Consider the following 23,166-nt stretch of genomic DNA (forward strand, 5'->3'; position numbering starts at 1 on the left):
AATCAGCGGTCACGTTGGACCGTTTTTACTGGTCACGATGGGCCATAATACCCAGATGGCTAAGCAGTGGTTGAAAGAACGTGAAGCCGCTAGCGCGGAAAAACGCCAAGTCAAAAACTTGAGTTTGGCAAAAATTGAAGCTTTGGCAGGTGAAGCCCCTAGTTGCGCGACCGCGCAATCGGGCGCCCGAGGGCTTCAGGGCGAACAGTCGTTATTTGCCACCGTCGCTGGTCTTCATGAAAAAACCTACGCTTGGACGCGCCTGCAAATTAATCCGAAATTTAGACATATTGCAGATGCTGCAAACGACGTGTTACATTCGGAGGTGAAATAATTCAGAAAACGGGCTGAAAACCCCCTAAAGCTAAGCTGGATAAGGCTTAGAGAGCCTGTGGATAACTTTTCTTGTTTTTAGAAATTTCTACAACTCAAATTTTAACTGTAATACCAATGTTTAAATGTTCTAAGAATGGCGCCGTATATTGCTTTGCTATACATTATACGAAGCTAAAATATTACTACTGTAGAGTAGTGTCTATCAAATTATCAACCAACCTATTTCTATAGTTGTCTTAAATTTCGTACGAATATAAGCAAATGACCGTGCCATCGTAACAGCAACATGAATCGTCTGATATTTAAGCTGCATAAGATAGCACCTTGATGCGATAATATTTCATGGTTTCAATTCTTAATCCCAATTCTATTTTGCTCGCCTCAAATGATAGTGATGTTTCTCTATGGATTGAATCTTTAGAGAAGCGTTTCTCGCTTACTGATATTGAGTTGATTCGTCATGCTTGCGAGTTGGTTGCACCGCTCTATGCTGGCAATACTGAAGTGACAGGCACTCCGCTATTCAAACATGCACTGGGTGCGGCGACTATCCTTATCGACATGAACATGGATGTGGAAACCATTGCGGCTACGATATTGCATGCCTTACCAGAGCGACTTGTTGATTGGCGTGCGACGTTGGAAGCTCGTTTTGGCACAAATATTGTTAGCTTGGTCGAAGGTATTTCACGCATGGAGCAAATCCAAGCATTCAGTGAGATTGAAGGCCTAAAGGATTCAGACATAAAAAATGGCGACCACGCGCAACAAGTAGAAAGTTTGCGAAAGATGTTATTGGCTATGGTACAAGACATCCGCGTGGTGTTAATCAAGCTGGCCGAGCGTACGCAAACATTACGTTGCTTGTCTGGTGCTAGTCCTAGCCAGCAAAAACGAATTGCACAGGAAAGTAAGGGAATCTTTGCGCCGCTAGCTAACCGCCTTGGCGTGTGGCAGATTAAGTGGGAGTTGGAAGACCTTTCTCTGCGCTATCTAGAGCCTCAGCTCTACAAAGACGTTGCAAAAATGTTGGACGAGCGCCGAGTGGATCGGGAACAATACATTGTTGACGTTGTAAATCAACTAAAAGATGAGTTGAACCATGCAGAAATCAAGGGCGACGTCACTGGGCGCCCTAAACATATTTATAGCATCATCAAAAAAATGAAGAGTAAGCGTCTTGATTTTAGTGAGCTCTATGATGTGCGCGCTGTGCGGATTTTGGTCGATGACATCAAGGATTGCTACACGGCGCTAGGCCTGATTCATAATCTATGGCAACCAATTCCCGGTGAATTTGACGATTATATTGCCCGCCCTAAAAGCAACAATTACCGTTCGCTGCATACTGCCGTCAGTGGGCCACGCGGCCTAGCGCTGGAGGTTCAGATTCGTACTGTTGAGATGCATCAACACTCTGAACTAGGTGTCGCCGCTCACTGGCGCTATAAGGAAGGTGGTAAATCTGATGCGAAATTCGACGAGAAAGTTGCGTGGCTGCGTCAGATACTGGCATGGAAGGATGAAGTTGCCGACAATGGCGATTTGCTTGAGCAGTTCAAAAGTGAGCTATTCCAAGATAAGGTTTATGTGCTAACACCACAAGGTAAGGTGATTGACTTACCAATGGGCGCGACCCCTATTGATTTTGCCTATACATTGCATACTGATTTGGGACATCGCACACGAGGCGCAAAGGTGGATGGAAGTATCGTGCCACTGAATACCAAGCTGCAAAATGGTCAGCGCGTGGAAATTCTGACGTCAAAAATTGGCTCACCAAGCCGTGATTGGCTTAATGCTAACCTGGGTTTTCTGCAAAGTCCGGGTGCACGCGCTAAGGTTAGGCACTGGTTCAAATATCAACATTTCGAGGAAAATGTAACTCAAGGTCGAGCGAAGCTAGATCGCGAGTTGCATCGTGCTGGTGTTGGTGCAATCAATCAGGAAAAAATAGCACAGAAACTGCAATTTCAAAAACTTGAAGATTTTCTGGCTGCTATTGGGCGCGGAGATATTAGTGAGCATCAAATTGCCCTCACTATTCAAGATGAAGTAGCCCCAAAACAAGATCAAGTTGCCAAACCACTCGCACCTAGACGCCCTTCCACAATAAAACCTCAGACTGAGGTGGTGATTGAAGGCATAGGCAACCTGCAAACCAGCACAGCTAAATGCTGCAAACCTATGCCGCAAGATGCAATTGTTGGCTACCTTACGCGCGACCATGGCGTGACGATTCACCGTAAGGCTTGCACTTTCATCGCTCGATTACCAGAAGAGCGACGCGATCGCGTTCTTAACACTCAGTGGGGTGATTATCAAAGTGTCCGCGCAGATGTGGATATTGAAGTGGAGGCACATGACCGCCAAGGTCTGTTGCGAGACATTAGTGACCTATTTGTCCGCGAAAAGGTGAATGCCACCAAAGCTAATACTATGAGTAGGAATAACCTAGCTTTAATGCAATTTTCAATCGAGATTTCTGACTTGGAACAACTCAGCCGCCTATTGGCTTTGATACAAAAAGTGCCAAATGTTATCGAAGCGCGGCGGCGATAATTGATGAGTGAAGTTTATATATATTAACTTTGCTTAAATAATTTGCTACTGCAGCATCGCCGCCCTCCTCTATATTATTTGCAGTTATATAAACTCGATCTTGATTACTTAATAGTACGAATCTTACTGGAGGCTAAGGCCGCTGCAGCCGTTCTTGTTTCTACGCCCAACTTAACAAATACATGCTCCAAGTGTTTATTGACGGTGCGTGGGCTAGAGCCAAGTATGTCACCAATATCGCGACTGGTTTTACCTTTAGTGGCCCAGTACAACACTTCTGATTCGCGTATGGTTAATTTAAATACCGTCATTAACGCCTCTATCTGTGCGGCATCAGATTCTTCTCTAAGCAATATTACCCACTGTTCACTGTCATTGAGTTCTGCTGGTATAAAGTTCAAACGGCCCCTTGCTAAAACAATCATCAATGGCGGTATGTCTGTTTGAGCATGATGAGCAAGTGATACCTTTTCAATCCAAGATAATACTTGCGGTGGCGTTTTTGATTGAAATTGCGCGTAATGCTCAGGGAAATACCGCTGCATCCACTCTCTTGCTAACGGCGTTTGCCATACAATTTTCCCGTTACTGGGCGTAATGGCAATGGCTGCCTGACCAAATGCATCTAAGGCACCACGCGCCTGATGCATTAAGCGTGAAGTTTGCATGTGAGCATCAATTCTTGCCAGCACTTCTATGGCACGTATGGGCTTAGTAATGTAATCGGTTCCACCTGCCTGAAATGCGGCAACCACATGCTCTGACTCAGTTAATCCGGTCATAAAAACAATAGGAATGTGGCGCGTATTAATATCTGCTTTTAGCCTCCGACATACTTCAAAACCATCCATGCCTGGCATAATCGCATCTAGCAAGATAATGCCAGGTTGAGCTTCTACTGCCGCCACAAGTGCAGCTTCGCCATTATTTGCAACTAATACTGTAAATCCTGACTCATCCAATGCATCATGTAACACTGCCAAGTTATCGGGCACATCATCGACAATAAGCACTATGGGCGCATCATCTCTGCTTGGTTTAAGGTTACTCATTGGTATTAATCTCTTCCACAAACTTCTTCATGGCCGCCAACTGGAATTGCTGCGCAAATTTTCTCATAGCGATAGCAAATACTTTATATTCCACATCTAAGCTTTCTATTTCATCTATTTTTTTAGAAATACCGCGTACATATCCAATTTTCATTAGCGCTAATAACTCGTCTAAATGTATTTTGGGTGGCGCAACTAATATAGGTGCTAAGTTGGCCTCTTCGGTAGGCAACTGCGGACTTTCTGACGCGGTAAGCCATTCTAAATTTAGCTGCTTGCCTAGCCAATCTAACAACTCAGATAATACTACAGGCTTTAATATAAAATCTTCTGCACCTATGCCTGCAGTATTTTCCAAGCCTTTATCGAAAGCATTAGCCGATACAATACCAATCGGCACATCAGATTGCCGTACCTTACGTATGACATAACTCGCTTCCCAGCCATCCATCATCGGCATTGCAAGATCCATTAAAATCAAGTCAGGATTGAATGTTGTATGTTGCTCAAGACACTCTAAGCCATTAGCGGCTTCAGCCATTTCGAACCCAAGCGGCTGAAGCAGCGTGACTAACATCTCTCTATCAATATACTCATTATCTACCACCAATATTTTTTTTCTTTCACCAATATAGCCAATACGCTGAGCGGCTAATACGGCTTCTATTTCTTGAGTTTGGTGTATTTGTGGTAAAAATAATTTAATTTTAAATAAGGTACCCTTCCCTACCAGGCTGTTCACACTAATCTCACCACCCATTAATTGCGTTAACAACTTACTAATAGTCAGACCTAAACCAGTACCGCCTATCCTATCGTTGGCAGCCGCGCTTCCTCTTGCAAATGGTTCAAATACAGTATCAATTTCTTCAGTTTGTATGCCCGGGCCAGTATCTTCAATCTCAATTTGCACCAGCTCACGTGCATATTGCACCCGAAAAACCACGCCTCCATGCTGGGTAAACTTGACGGCGTTACCCAAAATATTAATGAGTATTTGGCTTAAGCGCTTTTGGTCAGCACGCACCATTTTCGGCAGCTCACTTGTCACTTCATAGGCAAAGTTAATGCCTTTATTACGCGCTTGCAGCTCAAACATGCTCACAATTTGTTTAATAAACTCTGGAAATCTTAATGGCTTAGTATCAAAAGTGAGTTTACCGCCTTCAATACGTGCAATATCGAGTGTACCTTCAATCAGTGATAGCAAATGTTCGCCGCTACGTCGTATCACACGTATTGCTTGCAAACGACTATCTGGAATAGACGTGTCGTTATCTAGCAGTTGTGCGTAGCCTAAAATACTATTGAGTGGTGTACGTAACTCGTGACTAATGCCTGTAATGTAGCGGCTTTTAGCTTGGTTAGCTTGGTCCGCCACTTGACGCGCAAGTTGAAGCTCAGCATCGGTTTTCTGATGCAGCTCTATTTCACGCTGCAATAAACCAGTTTGGCGATTAGATTCCTCTTGCGCTACACGTCGGCTTTGACCAGTCAATACCAACCACCAAGCAATAATCGCGCTTGCAAACACAAGTGCAGAAAATATCTTCAGATAGCCAGAACGTAATTGCGGCAATAAGCTGGCCGCGGTTTGCGCCAGCACTTGGCTCTCATGGTAATAAATCAGCCATAATAATGTACCTAAAAAAGTTAAGGTGACACTCATCAGGAGTAAATAGGCACTTAAACCCGAGTTTAAATAAATCCATAAAGTCTTAGGCAGTAGCTTTTTTAGAGTAGTTTCCCATTGAACGGAAAACTTAGCGTCTGGTTTACAGGCATCGTTACAGCGAGCGTCCAAGCAACAACACAGCGAACAAATAAAGCCTTGATAAGCTGGGCAATGCGCCATATCTGGCGTTTCGTACTCGCGCTCACAAACGGTGCATTTAGCGACACGAGTTGTTGGACTGAATTTAATTGCCTGGCGGGCAATATAGTATTTACCTTTAGTGAACCAAGCAATAATAGGCGAAGCGATCAATGCAGTAAATAATGCGATAAAAGCCGAAAATGCCTGCGGAACAGCACCTAAAACGCCAGAAAATGCAGTGATAGAAAGCATGGAAGCCAATAACATGGCACCCACGCCTACTGGGTTAATGTCGTATAAATAAGCGCGTCTAAACTCTATTCCTTTAGGGCTTAAACCTAGGGGCTTATTGATGACTAAATCAGCTACGACAGCAGCAATCCATGCAATAGCAATGTTGGAATATAAAGCCAGCACCTGCTCCAAAGCTTTAAATACATCAAGCTCCATTAAAATAATGGCGATACTGGCATTAAAAATCACCCAAACCACTCGCCCTGGGTGGCTGTGTGTTAACCGGGCAAAAAAGTTAGACCATGCCAACGAACCTGCATAAGCATTCGTCATATTGATTTTTACTTGAGAAATCACAACAAATAACGCCGTTACGCCCAACGCTAGTTCTTTTGAGCTAAATAAGTATTGATAGCCCACTAAATACATTTGCGTGGGATTGGTCGCCTGCAAAAATGACATATCACTTTGAATCACCAGATACGCCAATAAAACGCCAGCTGACATTTTTATCATGCCTAAAAATATCCAACCAGGGCCAGCAGTAAGTACACCTAAGTTCCATCGCCAACGATTTTCAGGTGTTTTTTCAGGCATAAAGCGAAGAAAGTCGACTTGCTCGCCAATTTGGGGAATTAAGGCCACACCAACCGCAGTTGCAGCACCAAAAAGAAGCAGGTTGAACTCACCCCGCTCGCCAGACGCACCTGCAAAGAGCATCATGCGTGAGATTACTTCTGGGTCTTGATACAAGATTGCAATAAAAGGCATACACATGAGTATCAGCCAAATTGGCTGGGTAAACATCTGAATTAGATTGATTAATGTAACGCCATGAATTACAAAAGGAATGACGACCAGCGCACTCACTAAGTAACCGAGATAGAGAGGTAAGTGAAAATACAGCTCTAGCGCATAAGCCATAATGGCGGCTTCTAATGCAAATAAAATAAATGTGAAAGAGGCGTAAATAAAGGATGAAATAGTGGAACCAATATAGCCAAAACTAGCACCACGGGTGAGCAAATCCATGTCTAGACCGTATTTAGCTGCATAAAAACTAATCGGTAGCGCGGTCAAAAATATAATAACGCCCACAGCTAAAATCGCCCATAGTGCATTTACCGCACCGTAATTCACCGCAATTGTGCCGCCGACAGCCTCTAAAACTAGAAAAGAGATAGCACTTAATGCGGTATTTGAAACACGGAAAATTGACCACTTACGAAATGATCTGGGGGTAAAGCGAAGCGCAAAATCCTCTATAGATTCATTCGCTACCCAAGTGTTGTAATCGCGGCGTATTTTAATGATGCGCTGCGTTGGCTTGGCGTTTTCTGGTAGCGCCAATGGCAAATTATTTGGGTTCAATTCAACATCCGATTGCATCAATATTCATTAAGTATATTGTTGTAAGCAACAAACGTACCTTGAAAGGGTAAAGCTTAGCTGTTTAAAATACAGGTATTAAAAACTTAGCTGCTTAAATTAAGTGGTTCTTATGGCATTGACCATAAAGTTGCATGATTCAGATCAATATTCGACTAGCTCAATAATAAGTAACTTCCTACAAACAGTAATAAGCAAGCAAATAAGCTATTAAACCAATAAGTTATCTTGGCATGCTGCGAAGCCATTAAAAGGCCTAGGCTATGTAGTATAGCTGTTGCGGCTAGCATTCCACCTAATGCAGCTAAGCTTGATTGTGATTGAAGCTCTACGCCGTGCGCCAAGCCGTGTAATAAAGCAAATACTGCAGTAAGACTAAGCTGCATAACCTTGTTTATAGGTAAACTCATCATCAACAGCACACCCATCGCCATCACACTGGCAGCAATAGCAGTTTCTACACCAGCTAAATTTAAACCTGACAAACCCAGCAAAGCGCCAACTGCCATGGTAACGATAAAAGTGAGCGGTAGCTGCCAACGTGCTTTGCCGCCTAATTTAGCTGCCCATACACCTATTGCCAACATCACAAGTAAATGATCCCAACCTGTGAATGGGTGTATAAAACCTGCATATGCACTGTCTAAGCCATGCCCTGGATGGGCGCTAGCGATGCAAGAAAACAGTGAAAATAAAGCTGCAATTGTGATTTGTTTTTTCATGTCATTGCTCCTAAAGCATCAAGCCTTGTTTTTCAATAAATTTAACGATTTCTTCCAAACCTTGCCCAACTTTTAAGTTAGTAAAAATAAATGGGCGCTCACCACGCATGCGCTTTGCATCCCTATCCATCACTTCCAAAGAAGCCCCCACCATTGGGGCTAGGTCAATTTTATTAATAATGAGTAGGTCTGATTTGGTAATACCTGGGCCACCTTTGCGTGGGATTTTCTCACCAGCTGCAACATCAATTACGTAGATAGTTAAATCTGAAAGTTCTGGGCTAAATGTTGCAGCAAGGTTATCGCCACCACTTTCAATAAAAACAATATCTAAATTCTCAAAGCGTTCGCACAATTGCGATACGGCTTCAAGATTCATGGAAGCATCTTCACGAATCGCGGTATGTGGACAACCACCAGTTTCTACGCCAATAATTCTATCTGGTGTTAACGCTTCATTACGCGTTAGAAATTCAGCATCTTCTTTCGTGTAAATGTCATTGGTGACCACTGCGATGTTATAAACATCACGTAAACGCTGGCACAGTGCCAAGGTTAAAGCCGTTTTACCAGAGCCAACTGGCCCGCCGATACCGACACGTAAAGGTTCTGATTGGCTGTTAGGTTTTATATTTGTAGAGTTCATGATCTGAATAATCGACTATATTGGGTTTCATGGCGACACCCAGCAATGCTGAGGCCGGGAACAAAATTACTAATGGCGAAATCCTCTAAACACATTGCTTGCGCAACACAATCTGGTAGAGACTCACCTATTTCCAGCAGAATTCTTTGCCCCGCCACTTGTCCAAGCGGTACAGTTTTCATGGCAGCACTTACTTGGTTTTCTACCCAAGACCAAGCATAGGCATGTAACAAATCTTGTGCGGAAATATGCCAGTGATAGGCAATCCCTGCATATATAGTAGGAAAAGCTGGTGTTTCGAGCGCATTTAACTTAGCTAGAAACTCTGTTGGTAATGATCCGACATCATTTAATAAGCGGCGCAGAGAATAGCCCATTTGACGGCTCTCTGCTAGCGCCTCTGCAGTATCTCGGCCAGCCTGAAATTGTGCATCCCAGTCGCTAATAGCGACCATATCATCAGCCTGCCAAGCTTGATACATACGATATAAAATGGGTAACTCATAACGTTGCTGATAAATATCCAGCACATCGACTATCCAGGTTTTAGCGCTTGCTTGATGATATACATCGCCGCATTCAATCGCCCATTCCAAGCCTTGAGAATAACTATAAGCACCAACAGGCAGCATGGGGCTAGCAAGTTGCAGCAATCGACTTAACGCGATATTGGATTGATTAAGCATTTGGTTTCAACCGTTTAGATGGTAAACGCTGATAGTTGTCATCATCTCCCGCATGTCTGTGGCCGCCGCCGTATGCACCTGCTTCCGGCTCGAATGGCGCATTCTGATCTGTGGTAGTCATGCCTAAGCCTACTAACATTTCATTTAATACGTGATCTTGTTCTAGCCGTAACCAGCCATCGCCCACTTGCAATGGCACATGTCGATTGCCTAAATGATAAGCGGCGCACATTAATGCTTGCGATGTTTTTGCTGTCACATCGGTAACAGCTTGGGGGGCAGCAACTATTTCTACAACATAGCCATCTTCTGTTTCAAGCAAGTCACCACCGCGCATAATGGTCCCACGATCAAGCAATAATGCGGCTTCGCGACCTGATGATAAAGTCACGCGTAGGCGACTTCTTTGGCGCAAATCAAAAGGTAGTACCAATTGATCATCAATCTTGCTTTGCTGAACGTGACTAAGACGTTTGTTAATATTGAGCATCAATCAACCTAGAATAAGAAGTAGCGTTGTGCCATAGGCAATATGCTAGCAGGCTCGCAGGCCAATAAAATACCATCTGCACGGACAATATAGGTTTCAGGGTCTACATCAATTTTTGGCATATATCCATTATGTATCATGTCGGGTTTTCTGACTGTTCGGGTGCCTCGAACTGGCACTAGGGTTTTATTTAAATTAAGTGCAGCCAAAGCTGGGTTATGCAAAGCTGCTTGTGATACAAAAGTAACAGAGGTTTTTAGTCCACCACCGTATGCGCCAAACATATGGCGATAATGCACTGGTTGTGGTGTAGGAATAGATGCATTCGGGTCACCCATCGCGGCAGCTGCTATCATGCCGCCTTTTAGAATGGTGGAAGGCTTCACACCGAAAAACGCTGGACGCCACAAGACTAAATCAGCTAACTTTCCAACCTCTATTGACCCCACAGTGTCCGCAATACCATGTGTGAGAGCAGGATTAATCGTATATTTGGCAATATAGCGCTTCACGCGGAAATTATCATTATCAGCAGAATCTTCAGCTAAGGCGCCTCGCTGCACTTTCATTTTATGTGCGGTTTGCCAAGTTCGGATAATCACTTCACCCACACGCCCCATGGCTTGAGAGTCAGATGACATCATGGAAAATGCACCTAAATCATGCAAAATATCTTCTGCGGCAATGGTTTCGCGACGAATGCGACTTTCAGCAAAAGCAATGTCTTCCGCAATTGCTGGATCTAAATGATGGCACACCATGAGCATATCCAAATGCTCATCAATCGTGTTTACTGTAAATGGCCGTGTAGGATTTGTGGATGATGGCAATACATTTGCATAACCAGCCGCTTTAATAATATCTGGCGCATGCCCACCGCCAGCACCTTCAGTGTGAAAGGTATGGATGGTGCGGTCTTTAAATGCCGCAATGGTCGTTTCCACAAAGCCAGACTCATTCAAAGTGTCAGAGTGAATCGCTACTTGAATGTCCATTTCCTCAGCCACGTTTAAGCAATTATCAATGGCGGCAGGTGTGGTGCCCCAGTCTTCATGCAGCTTTAAACCAATCGCACCCGCTTCAACTTGTTCACGTAAAGGCTCAGGTAAACTGACATTGCCTTTACCTAGAAAACCTAAGTTCATTGGGAATGCATCAGCCGATTGCAACATACGATGTATGTGCCACGGACCAGGTGTACAAGTGGTCGCAAAAGTGCCTGTAGCTGGGCCTGTGCCCCCACCTAGCATAGTCGTTACGCCAGACATCAGCGCTTCTTCAATCTGTTGCGGGCAGATAAAGTGAATATGGGTATCTACCCCGCCTGCTGTCACAATCATGCCTTCGCCAGCGATAATCTCGGTACCAGCACCAATCGCAATTGTTACAGCTGGTTGAATGTCAGGATTGCCAGCTTTTCCAATTGCAGATATTCGCCCATTTTTGATGCCTATATCAGCCTTAACAATGCCCCAATGATCAATAATTAGCGCATTAGTAATGACAGTGTCTGCGACGTATTTAGCGCAAAGCTGACCTTGACCCATGCCATCGCGAATGACTTTTCCACCGCCGAATTTAACTTCTTCACCGTATAGCGTGTAATCTTTCTCTACTTCTATCCAAAGCTCAGTATCGGCCAAACGCACCCTGTCGCCCAACGTTGGGCCAAACATCTCAGCGTAGGCCTGCTTGTCGATTTTCACGCTCATTTGAGTGCTCCCATGACTTGACCTGCGAAGCCGTATACTTTCCTATCACCAGCCAGCGCCACTAACTCTACCGTGCGCGTTTGACCTGGCTCAAAACGGACAGCTGTTCCTGATGCAATATTTAACCTAAATCCATAAGCCGCTTGCCTATCAAAACTTAAAGCTTCGTTAGTTTCAAAAAAGTGATAATGCGAACCAATTTGTATTGGGCGGTCACCCTTATTTGATACATCTATTGTCACAGTAGCTCTGCCTACGTTAAGGCTAATATCACCCTTTGCTATTTTCATTTCACCTGGAATCATCTGAGCGACCTTTAAGGGATTGGGTGGTGAACAGTGACAAGTTTGGTGCCATCTGGGAATGTTGCCTCAATCTGAATATCAGGAATCATTTCTGCAATGCCTTCCATCACATCATCACGTGTCAGCAGGGTTGCACCATAGCTCATCAGCTCAGCGACAGTTCTACCATCACGCGCACCTTCCATAATGGCTGCTGAAATAAGCGCAATCGATTCTGGGTAATTGAGTTTTAAACCACGCGCCTTGCGGCGTTCTGCAAGTAGGCCAGCAGTGAAAATAAGAAGTTTATCTTTCTCTCTAGGGGTTAATTCCATACATTTAATTCCATGCAAAAATTCTCTTTTTAATCAACATTCGTTAATTGACGAGGGTAACAAGTAAAAATTTAGGTGTTCCAAATTCTAGGTCTTGTGACTTCTAGCCCCGCATACCAAGGGCGCAAAATTTGCCATAACAACTCAAAATATTGCCTTGCACATTGTGCAGATTGACCGATATATCTCGCTGAAAATATCTCTGGCATCGCAGTCACGCCATATCTGGCCTGCATATCCAAGGCCAATTTTGGCTGTATTTCTCTACATGCAGCTAACACCTCATCTGGTACTTTGCCTGCTGCAATCACAAAGCTTGCGGTGACTGCATTGCAATTTAAACCCACTATCGACTGCATAACTTTATGGTCTGGCTCTAAAAAACTAAGTTCATTCCATATCAACTTATTATTCCGTCGAATACTTAAGTGTTGATGCAAGCTACCCGTCTGCCAAACCTCTTTTTGCGCTTGGCGACCAAAACACAATATTTCCCAACCAGCATATTTAGCTTCAGCGTCTAAGCTCACTTCAGCGTTAAACTTTACCTGAGCGCCATCAAACAGAATGTTTTCTTGTGGAAACCATTCAAAACAGGTGCTCTTTCCCAAATTAAACTTTAAGTACTGGCAAGCTTGCTGGCCATTAGCTTTATACCATTTACCTGCACCTGGCGTAGTCAGTAAGGCATTCGCACCCTGATTAAGGCTCACATTAAGCGTGAGTGAATCTCCACCCGCTACGCCTCCAGGTGGATGCACCACAACCCCATGACACACTGCATCACCTTCTGGGTACAGAGATTTTTGCAACACCAATGGGCCTACATGCAAGTTTTTAGCTAAATAACTGCGTTCATGTCGTTTAGAAAAGTCTAAATTTAAGCATGCCTCCCAGCGCTTGAGCGCAGGCTGCGCTTGAGCTAGAGGGTAAGTGCTTTGTAATGTTGTTGCGTCATCCATCACTCCATGATGCCATAAAATTTTTGCATACTATATTTTAAGCTGACAAATAGATTTTAAACTGACAAATAACCTTTAATTTTAGCTGCGTCTACATTGTCGCGAGTATCTTCATGAATGAACTTACCTTTATCAATGACAATAATTCGATCTGCAATTTCCATAGTAAAACTCAACACTTGCTCTGAAACAATAATGGTAATTTCTCGCATTTTGCGAATCTCATTCAAGACTTTTGCAATATCCTTAATGATAGACGGTTGAATTCCCTCTGTTGGTTCATCTAATAACAACACTTTAGGGTTCGTCACTAAGGCACGAGCAATGGCGAGTTGCTGCTGTTGACCGCCGGATAAATTACCACCCTTGCGTTTACGCATGTCGTACAACACTGGAAAAAGCGCATAGATATCTTCTGGAATTTCACGCGTTTTAGATTTTTCCAAGCCTGTTTCTATATTTTCTTGCACGGTCATATTCGGAAAAATCATACGACCCTGTGGTACATAGGCTAAACCTTTCGCTACCCGCTTGTAGCTATCATCGCCTTCTAAACTCACGCCATCTACAACGGCTTTTGTCGTTTTACTTGGCAAAATACCCATCAGTGATTTAAATAGCGTGGTTTTACCCATGCCGTTACGACCCATGATGGCGAGCGTCTCATTTTTATTAGCAGTAAAGTTAAGACCATGAATCACTTGGCTTTGACCATAACTTACTTGCAGATTTTCAATTTCAAACATATCAAGTTTCCTTAATGGGCTGGGTTAATGGCATGAATTTAATGTAGTGGAACTTAATGTCCAAGATAAACTTCAATCACTTTTTCATCTTCTTGTACTTGATCCATAGAGCCTTCAGCCAAGATTTTTCCTTGGTGCAGTACAGTGACTTTATGGGCGATTTTCTTTACAAATTCCATATCATGTTCAATTACTAATACTGAACGGTTATGGCTAATTTTATTAAGCAACTCAGCTGTTTGATCGCGCTCTTTAGCACTCATACCAGCCACAGGTTCATCTAGCATTAATAGCTGAGGGTCTTGCATCAGCAACATGCCTATTTCCAGCCATTGCTTTTGACCATGACTCAATAATGCAGCTTCCATGTCTAAGAAATTAGTTAACATGATTTCTTCGGCGATTTTTAACACCTGCTCTTTCACTTCTGCCGTACGTTTAAAGAACAAGCTCCCCCAAACGCTACGACCTTTAGGGTAAGAAACTTCTAAATTTTGATACACCGAAAGATTTTCATAAATTGACGGTGTTTGAAATTTACGCCCTACGCCTTCGCGCACAATTTCATGTTCTGAAAGCTTGGTAAGTTCATGGTTCATAAACTTAATCGAGCCGTTTGTCGATTTAGTTTTGCCGCAGATTAAATCTAAAACAGTTGTTTTGCCTGCACCATTGGGGCCAATGACTACTCTTAGCTCATTTTTATCTATATACATGGTGAGGTTATCAACGGCTTTGAATCCATCAAACGATACTGTTAAATCTTCAATGGCTAGCACAAAGTCTGTATTACTCATGCTTTCGCTCCTTCAATGTTAGTCACACCAATATCATTTGCTATATTTTTACTTACATCCTTTTTTGTAGCATCAACAACTACTGTAGAGGCTGTCACACTAGACTTTTTTTTAAAGAAGTTAAGTTTATGGCTATATTTAGCCCAAACACCAGCTAAACCATCTGGGAAAAACATCACCACGGCGATAAACAACCCACCCATAATGAAAAGCCAGAGCTCCGGATAACTTTCTGAAAAGAATGTTTTACCAAAGTTAACAAACAATGTGCCATATACCGCACCGATTAAGGATGCACGGCCACCAACTGCACAGAAAATCACCATTTCGATGGAAGGCACAATACCTACAAAAGATGGCGACATAAAACCAACTTGTAAGGTGAACATTGCGCCGCCTACTGCTGAAATCATGGCTGCTAGGCAGAATATGAATATTTTGAAATTTGACACGTCATAGCCAGAAAAACGTACTCGCTCTTCTTTATCACGCATCGCTAGTAACAACATACCGAACTTACTGTTCAACACATATTTTGAAAGCAAAATTGCACCAAACAACAGAAAGCCATTGAGGTAGTACAAAATGTATTTCGCGCTATCGTTACGTGTATCCCATCCCCACACAGTTTTGAGGTCGGTAATACCATTTACACCACCAGTAAAGCCTTGTTGACCTACAATCAGAATACTTAATATAAGCGCAATGGCTTGCGTGATAATCGCGAAGTAAACCCCACCTACACGACGTTTAAACATTGCAAAGCCGATTAAGTAAGCAAATAAAGCGGGGATTGTTAATATGATTAATATGGTTAACGGCAAGCTCTTGAACGGCTCCCAGAACCAAGGTAAAGAAGTGATTTGGTTCCAGTCCATAAAATCTGGAATGCCAGGTGTAGTTTGTATTTTGGTGGTAATGGGGTCTGAGGCTTCAAGCTTCATAAACATCGCCATGCCATAGCCGCCTAAACCAAAGAAAATCCCCTGCCCTAAGCTTAAAATACCGCCATTACCCCATAACAATACCAAGCTCACAGCAACAAATGCGTAAGTGAGGTATTTACCAACCAAATTTAGCCTAAAAATATCTAACCCTAGTGGCATCACTACAAAGATAATCGCGGCGAGTACAGCTAAGCCAACCAGCCCTTCTTTGCCACCAACCAATTTACTTAAGGATGCGTTCATGCGGATTCTCCTGTTTGTTTACTTAAACTATCTATTTGCCAAATCATTTACTTACGAAGTTTTGAAGCAAACAAGCCTTCTGGTTTCATCATTAAGATTCCAACAATGACTAATAAGGTAGAAACCTTACCCATAGAGCTGGTCATAAAGAATTGCAATATAGACTGCGCTTGTGCGATACCAAAAGCCGATGCAATCGTACCCATCAAGCTAGCAGCACCACCAAACACCACCACCATAAAGCTATCAACAATATAAAGCGTACCTGTGGTTGGCCCAGTAGAGGCAATCGTGGTAAATGCAGCGCCTGCAATCCCAGCAATTCCGCAACCTAATGCAAACGTCACACGGTCTACTTTTTGAGTATTAATGCCAACAGCACCAGCCATCACACGGTTTTGCACAGTTGCACGTACTCTGAGACCCCAACGTGAACGGTACATAAACATGTAAACACCCGCGGTTACAACCAGTGCAAGCACCATGACAAAAACACCGTTAATCGGTATGTCAATATCAGGTGTTGGTTTAAATGAACCCAACATCCATTCAGGTAATTCGGCACTCACTTCTTTTGCGCCAAAGGTCGAGCGAAATGATTGCTGCATCACCAAACTCAAACCCCAAGTCGCTAACAGTGTGTCAAGGGGGCGCTTGTAGAGATGCCGAATCATAATAAATTCAATAAAATATCCAAGCGCAAAGGCTAGAATAAATGCCAAAATTATGGCGAAAACAAAGTAATAGTTAACAAAACCATACGTTGTTGCTACTTTAGAAAGCATCACTGTGGTGTATGCGCCTATGGTCATAAACTCACCATGTGCCATATTAATCACGCCCATTTGCCCAAAAATAATGGCTAGGCCAAGTGCCATCAGCAGCAATACAGTAAACATACTCAGGCCAGAAAAGCCCTGCATTACCATGATATTGCCTATATCTGCCATCGAATATCCAAACATACGGCCTCCTACTTAATCAACACTAAATAAAATAACTGCTTTTCAACCAAACTGCAGCAGCTTACTTAGTAAGCTGCTGCATCTTTAGTACTATCTAACTATTATTGATAACCTTTTGGAAATGGATCAGGTTTGATGTAGTCAGATGTGTAAACGATCTTAGCTTGACCATCTTTGCCCCATTGACCAATACGTAACTTAGTCGTTAAGTGATGATTTTTCTCAACAGTCACAGGGCCTTCTGGCGCATCTTTGAACACATAACCTGGCAATGCGGCTTGTACTTTATCTACATCAAAGCTACCTGCACGCTCAACGGCTGCTTTGTACAACCATGGGCCTAAGTAAGCAGCTTGCGTTACATCACCGATGACAGATTTGTCACCCCATTTTTTCTTAAATGCTGCAACAAATGATTTGTTTGTAGGGGTATCTAGTGATTGGAAGTACTTCATTGCTGAGTAGAAGCCAGCTAAGTTTTCACCGCCAATACCTAATACTTCATCTTCAGTCACAGAAATGGTCAACATAGTTTGTTTGGCAGAGTTAAGACCAGCCGCGTTCAATTGTTTGAACCAAGCTACGTTACTACCGCCAACCACCGCTGCATAAATGACATCAGGTTTTTTCAGTTTGATTTTGTTAATCACAGAACCAAATTGTGTATCACCTAAAGCAATGTACTCTTCACCTACTACTGAACCATGCAAATGCTGTTCAATATGTTTACGTGCAATTTTCATTGAAGTACGAGGCCAGATGTAGTCAGATCCAATGAGGTAGAAAGTTTTAGCTTTTTTCTCTTTAGCAATCCAATCTAGCCCAGCAAGAATTTGTTGTGTAGCCTCTTGGCCTGTGTAGAAAACGTTTTTAGATTGCTCTAAACCTTCGTAGAAAGTTGGGTAGAATAATAGGCCATTTTCTTTTTCAAACACTGGCAATGCTGCTTTGCGTGATGCCGATGTCCAGCAACCCATGACTGCAGCTACTTTATCTGAGGCTAGTAATTTTTTTGCTTTTTCTGCAAAAGTTGGCCAGTCTGACGCGCCATCTTCTTGAATCACTTCTACCTTACGGCCCAAAATACCGCCCATCGCGTTAATTTGTTCAATCGCCAATTTCTCAGCTTGAATTGAGCCTGTTTCACTAATGGCCATGGTGCCTGTAGCTGAATGTAAAATACCCACTTTAACGGTTGTGTCTGTTACTGCTAGACCCGTAGTCATCACTTTGGCTGTTGAGGTGTCAGCAGCAAAAGCAGTATTAGTTAGAATACCGGCCGAAAGAAGTGCAGCAGCTAAAGCGCCACCAACTCTCATAAAGTTACGCCTATTTAAATTACTCATCACTCTGTCTCCTAAATTTAAAAAATAAAAAAACCACAACTAAACTCATTTACTTCTTTTAACATTTACATCATTTTTTAGTGCTATTAATGCGACAACATCCAAGGTCTTGCTGTCTTTTTGGTTTGCATTTGCAACGCCGCTTTGCCTGTTTCTGGGTTTACCTTAGTGCTTGTTTTGCACGTGTGTGAACCAGCACAGCCACAGCTTGAACGTTTTGCTACTTTCGGGTCATGCGCAGATTTTTCATTTCTCTCATGTGCGACACGCTGCGTCCTATCCATTACCGCTAAGCGAGGTGCTGAAACAATGCGCGGGCTTTCGCAACCACAATCATCACAAAATGCAGGCTCACTAGATTCGCTCATTTTTCTAAGCGCAGTAAAAACGCCGCAGGTATCACATTCATATTCATAAACTGGCATGAAAATATTCCTTATTTGGTCTTTGGCTTAGCTGGTTTTAGCAGTATCAATGCCTTGTTTCACCATTACTTTTGGCCCATCCGCATTTGGCTTCATATCAAAATCAAATATCTCGGTTGGCAGCCATAAAGTAGCGCAAGCATTAGGAATATCGACAATTCCGCTGATATGACCTTCTATTGGCGCTGTACCTAAAATAGAGAGCGCTTGTGCGCCGGTGTAGCCAAATTTCTTCATATACTCAATGGCATTCAAACAAGCTTGGCGATAAGCCTCATTCACATCTAAGTAAAGCTGCTTGCCTTGCTCATTGACTGAAATACCTTCAAAAATGATGTAGTCTTTATAAGTTGGCGTGAGCACACTTGGTTCAAAAATCGGGTTTTTAATGCCGTATTTCTTCACACCTTCTTTAATTAGGCTAACTTTGATGTCTAGATAGCCTGCCATCTCAATGGCACCACAGAAAGTGATTTCGCCATCGCCTTGTGAGAAGTGAAGGTCACCCATAGAGAGGCCGCCATCTTTCACATATACAGGGAAATAAACCTTTGAACCTTTGGTTAGATTTTTAATATCGCAGTTGCCACCGTGTTCACGTGGCGGTACTGTACGTGCGCCTTCCATAGAGGCTTTTTTCGCAGCCTCACCAGTCAACTTACCCATGACTGCAGACGATGGATTGGGTGGCAATGCCAGCGCTGGAACACGGTCAGGTTCTGTGGCGATCAAATCACCCTCACGCTTATTCCATGTTTCTAATAACTCTTTTGAAGGCAAGCAGCCGATTAAACCTGGGTGCATAATGCCGGCGAATCTAACATTTGGTACGTGACGTGACGTCGTATAAATGCCATGAAAATCCCAGATAGATTTACGTGCTTCAGGGTACTGATCGACTAAGAAACCGCCGCCGTTTTCTTTAGCGAAAATACCGTTAAAACCCCATTGGCTATCTTCAAAAGTGCCAACATCTAAAATTTCAACCACCATTAAATCGCCTGGCTCAGCACCTTCTACGCCAATTGGGCCACTCAAATAATGTACTTGTGTTAAATCAACATCGCGTACGTCATTGGCACTGTCATTGTTGCCAATTTGGCCGCCAGTCCAGTCCATACATTCAACACGAAACTCGTCACCAGGCTTAACCATGGCAATCATAGGCAAATCAGGATGCCAACGATTGTGAATCTGACCTTCCTGCTCCCAAGGTTTTTTGTTTAAATCTAATTTAACTAATGTTTTCATTGGCATCCTCCAGCTTATATTTCAGATAAACTCACAAGTAAAAAACAACAAATCTGCATGATTACACTTCAATCAACACCAAACTTGCAGTGATGTAGCGTTTTGCAATGGTGTTAGATTAAGGGCTTGGGGGATGGAATGAAATACGTCAAATTGCGTAGGTAATTAGCACTTTTATAAGATGTTTTTGTGCTAATTTAATACCAATACTTTAATGCGGAATGATTCAACTCTATGATTAAAAAACAACTTCTAATGGGTACTGTTTTATTCACAATATCCATCAATGTAATGGCTGTGGAATGGGATTCCATCATTAAGAAAGCCGATTATGAAATTTTTGTCGACATTGACTCTTACAATGTTGCGAATGGCTTTCCCTACTTTTTAACCAAAACTATTTTTAAAAAAAATCAGTCACTGACTAGCGACAAAAAAGTAATTAGTTATCAATATGTAGTTAAAAATACTCAGTTCAATTGCCAGCAACCTTTGTTCAAGGTCACTTCAATTGACTTCTACAGCCCGAAAAATAAATTATTATCGTCAGAAAAATTAACGGCTGAATTTAAACCTATCATTTCAGGATCAGACGAATACTCAGTTGCTCAACTCGCATGCCAAGTCCATAAAATGTTAGGTGGTCAGTAAAGCCAATAATGGCTTATTAGCATTAATATTAAACAGATTTTGCAGTGCAATAGAAAAGGCGCGTTAACATAAAAGTTACCGCGCCTTAATTTTATCTTAGGAGATATATACCGGTTTAAAACTGAAACTGCATAGAAACATTAAATGCATTTACATTGCTTGCACCGTCTGTTTTTGTATCAGAATAGACTGCTGTAATTAATGCGTTATATGGCGCAATGACATAATTTGTACCAACCTCATATTTTTTCACATCAATGTTAGTATCTGGCTGAAATGTTTGATAGCGAGCGAATGGCATAAACTTGCCCCAACCAACAGCCTCATTGAACAAGTAAGCAGCACCTGCTGAATAGGCCTTACCTTGCTCGCTTAAGAATACGTCGTCAGTATCGTAGTCATAGTAAGCCGCTTCTAATGAGGCAGTACCAGGGCCTACATCTTTTTTCTCTAACAAGAAATCTACACTGTACGAGCTATAATCGCCTTTTTTACTATTTGCAGCCGTTGGTACTACAGGGGACACCGCACTAGTTGAAATTGCACCGTCTGATTTATATCTACCAGCAACACCTATGGCTAAAATATCTGCCGCACCAAAGTAGTTACCTGTTCCGTAGTAGCCTGGCTCTGCATCCCAAAAGTCAACTTGCAAGCGACCCGCATACATTAATTTATCATCAGCATTGGCTACTTTTGCCGCAGCGCTAGATTGTGATTGCGCACCTACACCACTAAATCTAAAAATATTTTGGCCTTCAAATGCACCAAATGAATAACCAATTTTGTTATCCATCGCGCTACCAACAATGGCTACACCTTCATCGCGGCCAATAATACCGCCATTCCAGCCATAGCGTGATGCAATATTAGACCAATACCCACCACCCATTGAGTAATACGGCCCTGCCATATTTGCGCGATCACTTGGTGACAAGAATCGACCTGCCCAAATAGCGATTTCTGGCGTCATTTGTAATTGCACGTTAGCGTCAATAATTTCCCAGCTTTCACCATTACTTTTTTCAGTGTTCAACATACCCTTGATATATTTGTTAAATGAACCTGATAAGTACAAACGTGCGCTATCTAAAGTAAAGTCGTTTGAACGACTTCCATTAGCCGCCGCATCTTCAACCGAGCTATAACCACCGCGCATGCCAAAACCAACGCTCACTGACTTATCCTCGCCAAATGAAATCGTTCCGCCAGCCTGTGCACTCATTGCTGGTAGCAATAGCGCAGCACTTACAGCAGTTGCTAATAGGCTTGTCTTAAGTTTAAATGTCATTACAACTCTCCATTAATAAAAATATTTTCAGTAGATACAAAAAATCTATCGCTTTAATCTGTAGTTTCGGTGGAATATTTCGGCATCACCTTTTAAAACATGTTGCTAGATTAACGAGACTCTAATCACAGTGAAATACGCAATATTGCGTAGGTAATAGCTAAGTGTTGGTTTGAAAAATGTGCTAACTTTGCTAACAATTCAGTATTGTTCAAATTGTTTACAGGTGAGGGTTTAGCAGAGATGATGCATAATTATGCAAGCAGATGGATTCAAATAAGCGCACTACTAACAGCGTTGCTACTAAGCGCTTGTGGTGAGCTTGCTTACAAACGTGGCGCTACAGCCAATGATTTAGCCTCTATGAAGAAAACCTGTGCGACAAAAGACTCTGCCAAAGAAGCTGTTGCAAAATGCATGTCTGATAATGGTTGGACTGTTCAAAATTTAGATGTCGCCGATCCTATAGCCTCAATGCAAAGTGAGGCTGACCCTGTGATAGAAGCTACTGAAGATAAAGATAATCGTCAAACAGCAAAACCACAGCTTGTCAGCAAACCCAATACCACTAATACAGAAAATTCCGTACCTCAAGAGAGTAAGCCTGCAGATCCTATGGATACCTTCAAAATCAGCTCATGGTGGAAGCTAGGCGGTAGCCCAGATAATCTAAAGAGCTCAATTCAAGAGTGCGTTAAATCAGTTGGGGAGGCGCATGAGCCGAATGTACAAAGTAAAAAAGTGACTAGGGGCTTATTGCTATGTATGCAAAAAAAAGACTGGCACGGCTTGCGTGATAAACAGTAAGTAAAAATGAATAAAGCCGAGCATTACCTCGGCTTTATTGATAAACATACAGGTTTTAATTTATATATTTATTTGATGTTATCTATTATTAAAAAATGCAATATTCATGACCTTGTCGTTTACAAAAGTAATTTCTGTTTCTTTGTAAGCATGTTTTGGATCATATTTTACTAAGTTTTTGTAATACCACATTTCTACGTTTACACGTTTAGAGTCTTTCTCATCAGCACCTACTTTACCTAAAAAACCTGAAGCACCAGCCGGTTTAACTGACAGTTCTTTTTTAAATGGTGCGCCTAACTTATCAGAAATCACCTTTTTAGTTTTACCGCTAAATGAATTGAGAAACTGATCTTCGGTATATGTTTTACCAGCAGAAGCTGCATTAACTTGACTTAAACTTACGGTAACTAATATTGCTGCGGTTAGTAATACTTTTACGGTTTTATTGATGGTGAATTGCATTGATTA

At 42.5% G+C, this 23,166-nt stretch carries 23 protein-coding genes; 4 read left to right on the forward strand and 19 right to left on the reverse strand.

Annotated features, from left to right (window positions below; genetic code table 11):
- The first annotated feature begins 37 nt into the window (after nucleotides 1-37).
- Together PSU78_RS04640 and PSU78_RS04645 are read left to right on the forward strand one after the other, a co-directional pair.
- Nucleotides 38-334 carry a hypothetical protein gene (locus tag PSU78_RS04640; RefSeq protein WP_300384963.1) on the forward strand — a complete coding sequence of 99 codons (297 nt, stop codon included), beginning with the start codon at nucleotides 38-40 and terminating at the stop codon, nucleotides 332-334.
- 344 nt (nucleotides 335-678) lie between these two features.
- Entirely contained in the window at nucleotides 679-2,898 is a 2,220-nt protein-coding gene (locus tag PSU78_RS04645; RefSeq protein WP_300384966.1) for a bifunctional (p)ppGpp synthetase/guanosine-3',5'-bis(diphosphate) 3'-pyrophosphohydrolase, read from the forward strand.
- A 104-nt stretch (nucleotides 2,899-3,002) separates the two neighbouring features.
- Here the strand turns inward: PSU78_RS04645 and PSU78_RS04650 are convergent, their stop codons facing one another.
- The 17 genes from PSU78_RS04650 to fmdA all read right to left on the reverse strand — a co-directional run bounded on the left by PSU78_RS04650 (nucleotide 3,003) and on the right by fmdA (nucleotide 19,946).
- Complete coding sequence (locus PSU78_RS04650; protein ID WP_300384969.1) at nucleotides 3,003-3,950, reverse strand: response regulator transcription factor; 948 nt, start codon at nucleotides 3,948-3,950, stop codon at nucleotides 3,003-3,005.
- A complete protein-coding gene (locus tag PSU78_RS04655; protein WP_300384972.1) occupies nucleotides 3,943-7,389 on the reverse strand; it encodes an ATP-binding protein in 3,447 nt (1,148 codons plus the stop codon). The genes PSU78_RS04650 and PSU78_RS04655 overlap by 8 nt, the downstream gene beginning before the upstream one ends.
- 155 nt (nucleotides 7,390-7,544) lie before the next feature.
- Complete coding sequence (locus PSU78_RS04660) at nucleotides 7,545-8,111, reverse strand: HupE/UreJ family protein (protein ID WP_300384975.1); 567 nt, start codon at nucleotides 8,109-8,111, stop codon at nucleotides 7,545-7,547.
- Between the two features lie 10 nt (nucleotides 8,112-8,121).
- A complete protein-coding gene (gene ureG, locus PSU78_RS04665; RefSeq protein WP_300384978.1) occupies nucleotides 8,122-8,757 on the reverse strand; it encodes an urease accessory protein UreG in 636 nt (211 codons plus the stop codon).
- Nucleotides 8,754-9,443 (reverse strand): urease accessory protein UreF, encoded by a 690-nt coding sequence (locus tag PSU78_RS04670; protein WP_300384981.1) that lies wholly within the window; start codon nucleotides 9,441-9,443, stop codon nucleotides 8,754-8,756. Before PSU78_RS04670 ends, ureG begins: the two co-directional genes overlap by 4 nt.
- Entirely contained in the window at nucleotides 9,436-9,933 is a 498-nt protein-coding gene (gene ureE, locus PSU78_RS04675; RefSeq protein ID WP_300384984.1) for an urease accessory protein UreE, read from the reverse strand. The genes PSU78_RS04670 and ureE overlap by 8 nt, the downstream gene beginning before the upstream one ends.
- 8 nt (nucleotides 9,934-9,941) lie before the next feature.
- Nucleotides 9,942-11,645, reverse strand: a complete 1,704-nt coding sequence (gene ureC, locus PSU78_RS04680) for an urease subunit alpha (RefSeq protein ID WP_300384987.1) — start codon at nucleotides 11,643-11,645, stop codon at nucleotides 9,942-9,944.
- Complete coding sequence (locus PSU78_RS04685) at nucleotides 11,642-11,950, reverse strand: urease subunit beta (RefSeq protein WP_300384990.1); 309 nt, start codon at nucleotides 11,948-11,950, stop codon at nucleotides 11,642-11,644. The genes ureC and PSU78_RS04685 overlap by 4 nt, the downstream gene beginning before the upstream one ends.
- A gap of 11 nt (nucleotides 11,951-11,961) precedes the next feature.
- Nucleotides 11,962-12,264 (reverse strand): urease subunit gamma, encoded by a 303-nt coding sequence (ureA, locus tag PSU78_RS04690; RefSeq protein ID WP_300384992.1) that lies wholly within the window; start codon nucleotides 12,262-12,264, stop codon nucleotides 11,962-11,964.
- A gap of 71 nt (nucleotides 12,265-12,335) precedes the next feature.
- Nucleotides 12,336-13,226: an urease accessory protein UreD gene (locus tag PSU78_RS04695; RefSeq protein WP_300384995.1), complete on the reverse strand. Its 891-nt coding sequence runs from the start codon at nucleotides 13,224-13,226 to the stop codon at nucleotides 12,336-12,338.
- A 56-nt stretch (nucleotides 13,227-13,282) separates the two neighbouring features.
- A complete protein-coding gene (urtE, locus tag PSU78_RS04700; protein WP_300384997.1) occupies nucleotides 13,283-13,972 on the reverse strand; it encodes an urea ABC transporter ATP-binding subunit UrtE in 690 nt (229 codons plus the stop codon).
- A 53-nt stretch (nucleotides 13,973-14,025) separates the two neighbouring features.
- The gene (gene urtD / locus PSU78_RS04705) at nucleotides 14,026-14,769 is read right to left on the reverse strand and encodes an urea ABC transporter ATP-binding protein UrtD (protein ID WP_300385000.1); all 744 of its coding nucleotides are present in this window, start codon (nucleotides 14,767-14,769) and stop codon (nucleotides 14,026-14,028) included.
- On the reverse strand, nucleotides 14,766-15,959 hold the full coding sequence (gene urtC / locus PSU78_RS04710; RefSeq protein WP_300385003.1) for an urea ABC transporter permease subunit UrtC: 1,194 nt from the start codon (nucleotides 15,957-15,959) through the stop codon (nucleotides 14,766-14,768). Before urtC ends, urtD begins: the two co-directional genes overlap by 4 nt.
- A gap of 47 nt (nucleotides 15,960-16,006) precedes the next feature.
- On the reverse strand, nucleotides 16,007-16,924 hold the full coding sequence (urtB, locus tag PSU78_RS04715) for an urea ABC transporter permease subunit UrtB (RefSeq protein WP_300385007.1): 918 nt from the start codon (nucleotides 16,922-16,924) through the stop codon (nucleotides 16,007-16,009).
- 101 nt (nucleotides 16,925-17,025) lie between these two features.
- On the reverse strand, nucleotides 17,026-18,270 hold the full coding sequence (gene urtA / locus PSU78_RS04720; protein ID WP_300385010.1) for an urea ABC transporter substrate-binding protein: 1,245 nt from the start codon (nucleotides 18,268-18,270) through the stop codon (nucleotides 17,026-17,028).
- 86 nt (nucleotides 18,271-18,356) lie between these two features.
- Nucleotides 18,357-18,695, reverse strand: coding sequence for a zinc ribbon domain-containing protein (locus tag PSU78_RS04725; protein WP_300385013.1), 339 nt, complete (start codon nucleotides 18,693-18,695; stop codon nucleotides 18,357-18,359).
- Nucleotides 18,696-18,722: 27 nt separating this feature from the next.
- A complete protein-coding gene (fmdA, locus tag PSU78_RS04730) occupies nucleotides 18,723-19,946 on the reverse strand; it encodes a formamidase (RefSeq protein ID WP_300385016.1) in 1,224 nt (407 codons plus the stop codon).
- A gap of 234 nt (nucleotides 19,947-20,180) precedes the next feature.
- Here fmdA and PSU78_RS04735 point away from each other — a divergent pair, with 234 nt between their 5' ends.
- Complete coding sequence (locus tag PSU78_RS04735; RefSeq protein WP_300385018.1) at nucleotides 20,181-20,597, forward strand: surface-adhesin E family protein; 417 nt, start codon at nucleotides 20,181-20,183, stop codon at nucleotides 20,595-20,597.
- 115 nt (nucleotides 20,598-20,712) lie between these two features.
- On the opposite strand, the gene PSU78_RS04740 is transcribed toward PSU78_RS04735, so the two are convergent.
- Nucleotides 20,713-21,888: a porin gene (locus PSU78_RS04740; RefSeq protein ID WP_300385021.1), complete on the reverse strand. Its 1,176-nt coding sequence runs from the start codon at nucleotides 21,886-21,888 to the stop codon at nucleotides 20,713-20,715.
- Nucleotides 21,889-22,131: 243 nt separating this feature from the next.
- Here PSU78_RS04740 and PSU78_RS04745 point away from each other — a divergent pair, with 243 nt between their 5' ends.
- A complete protein-coding gene (locus tag PSU78_RS04745; RefSeq protein WP_300385024.1) occupies nucleotides 22,132-22,695 on the forward strand; it encodes a hypothetical protein in 564 nt (187 codons plus the stop codon).
- Nucleotides 22,696-22,773: 78 nt separating this feature from the next.
- Here PSU78_RS04745 and PSU78_RS04750 read toward each other — a convergent pair whose 3' ends face one another.
- Nucleotides 22,774-23,160 carry a hypothetical protein gene (locus PSU78_RS04750; protein WP_300385026.1) on the reverse strand — a complete coding sequence of 129 codons (387 nt, stop codon included), beginning with the start codon at nucleotides 23,158-23,160 and terminating at the stop codon, nucleotides 22,774-22,776.
- Nucleotides 23,161-23,166 lie beyond the last annotated feature (6 nt).

This window comes from Methylotenera sp. (genome assembly GCF_029945705.1).
Classification (GTDB): domain Bacteria; phylum Pseudomonadota; class Gammaproteobacteria; order Burkholderiales; family Methylophilaceae; genus Methylotenera.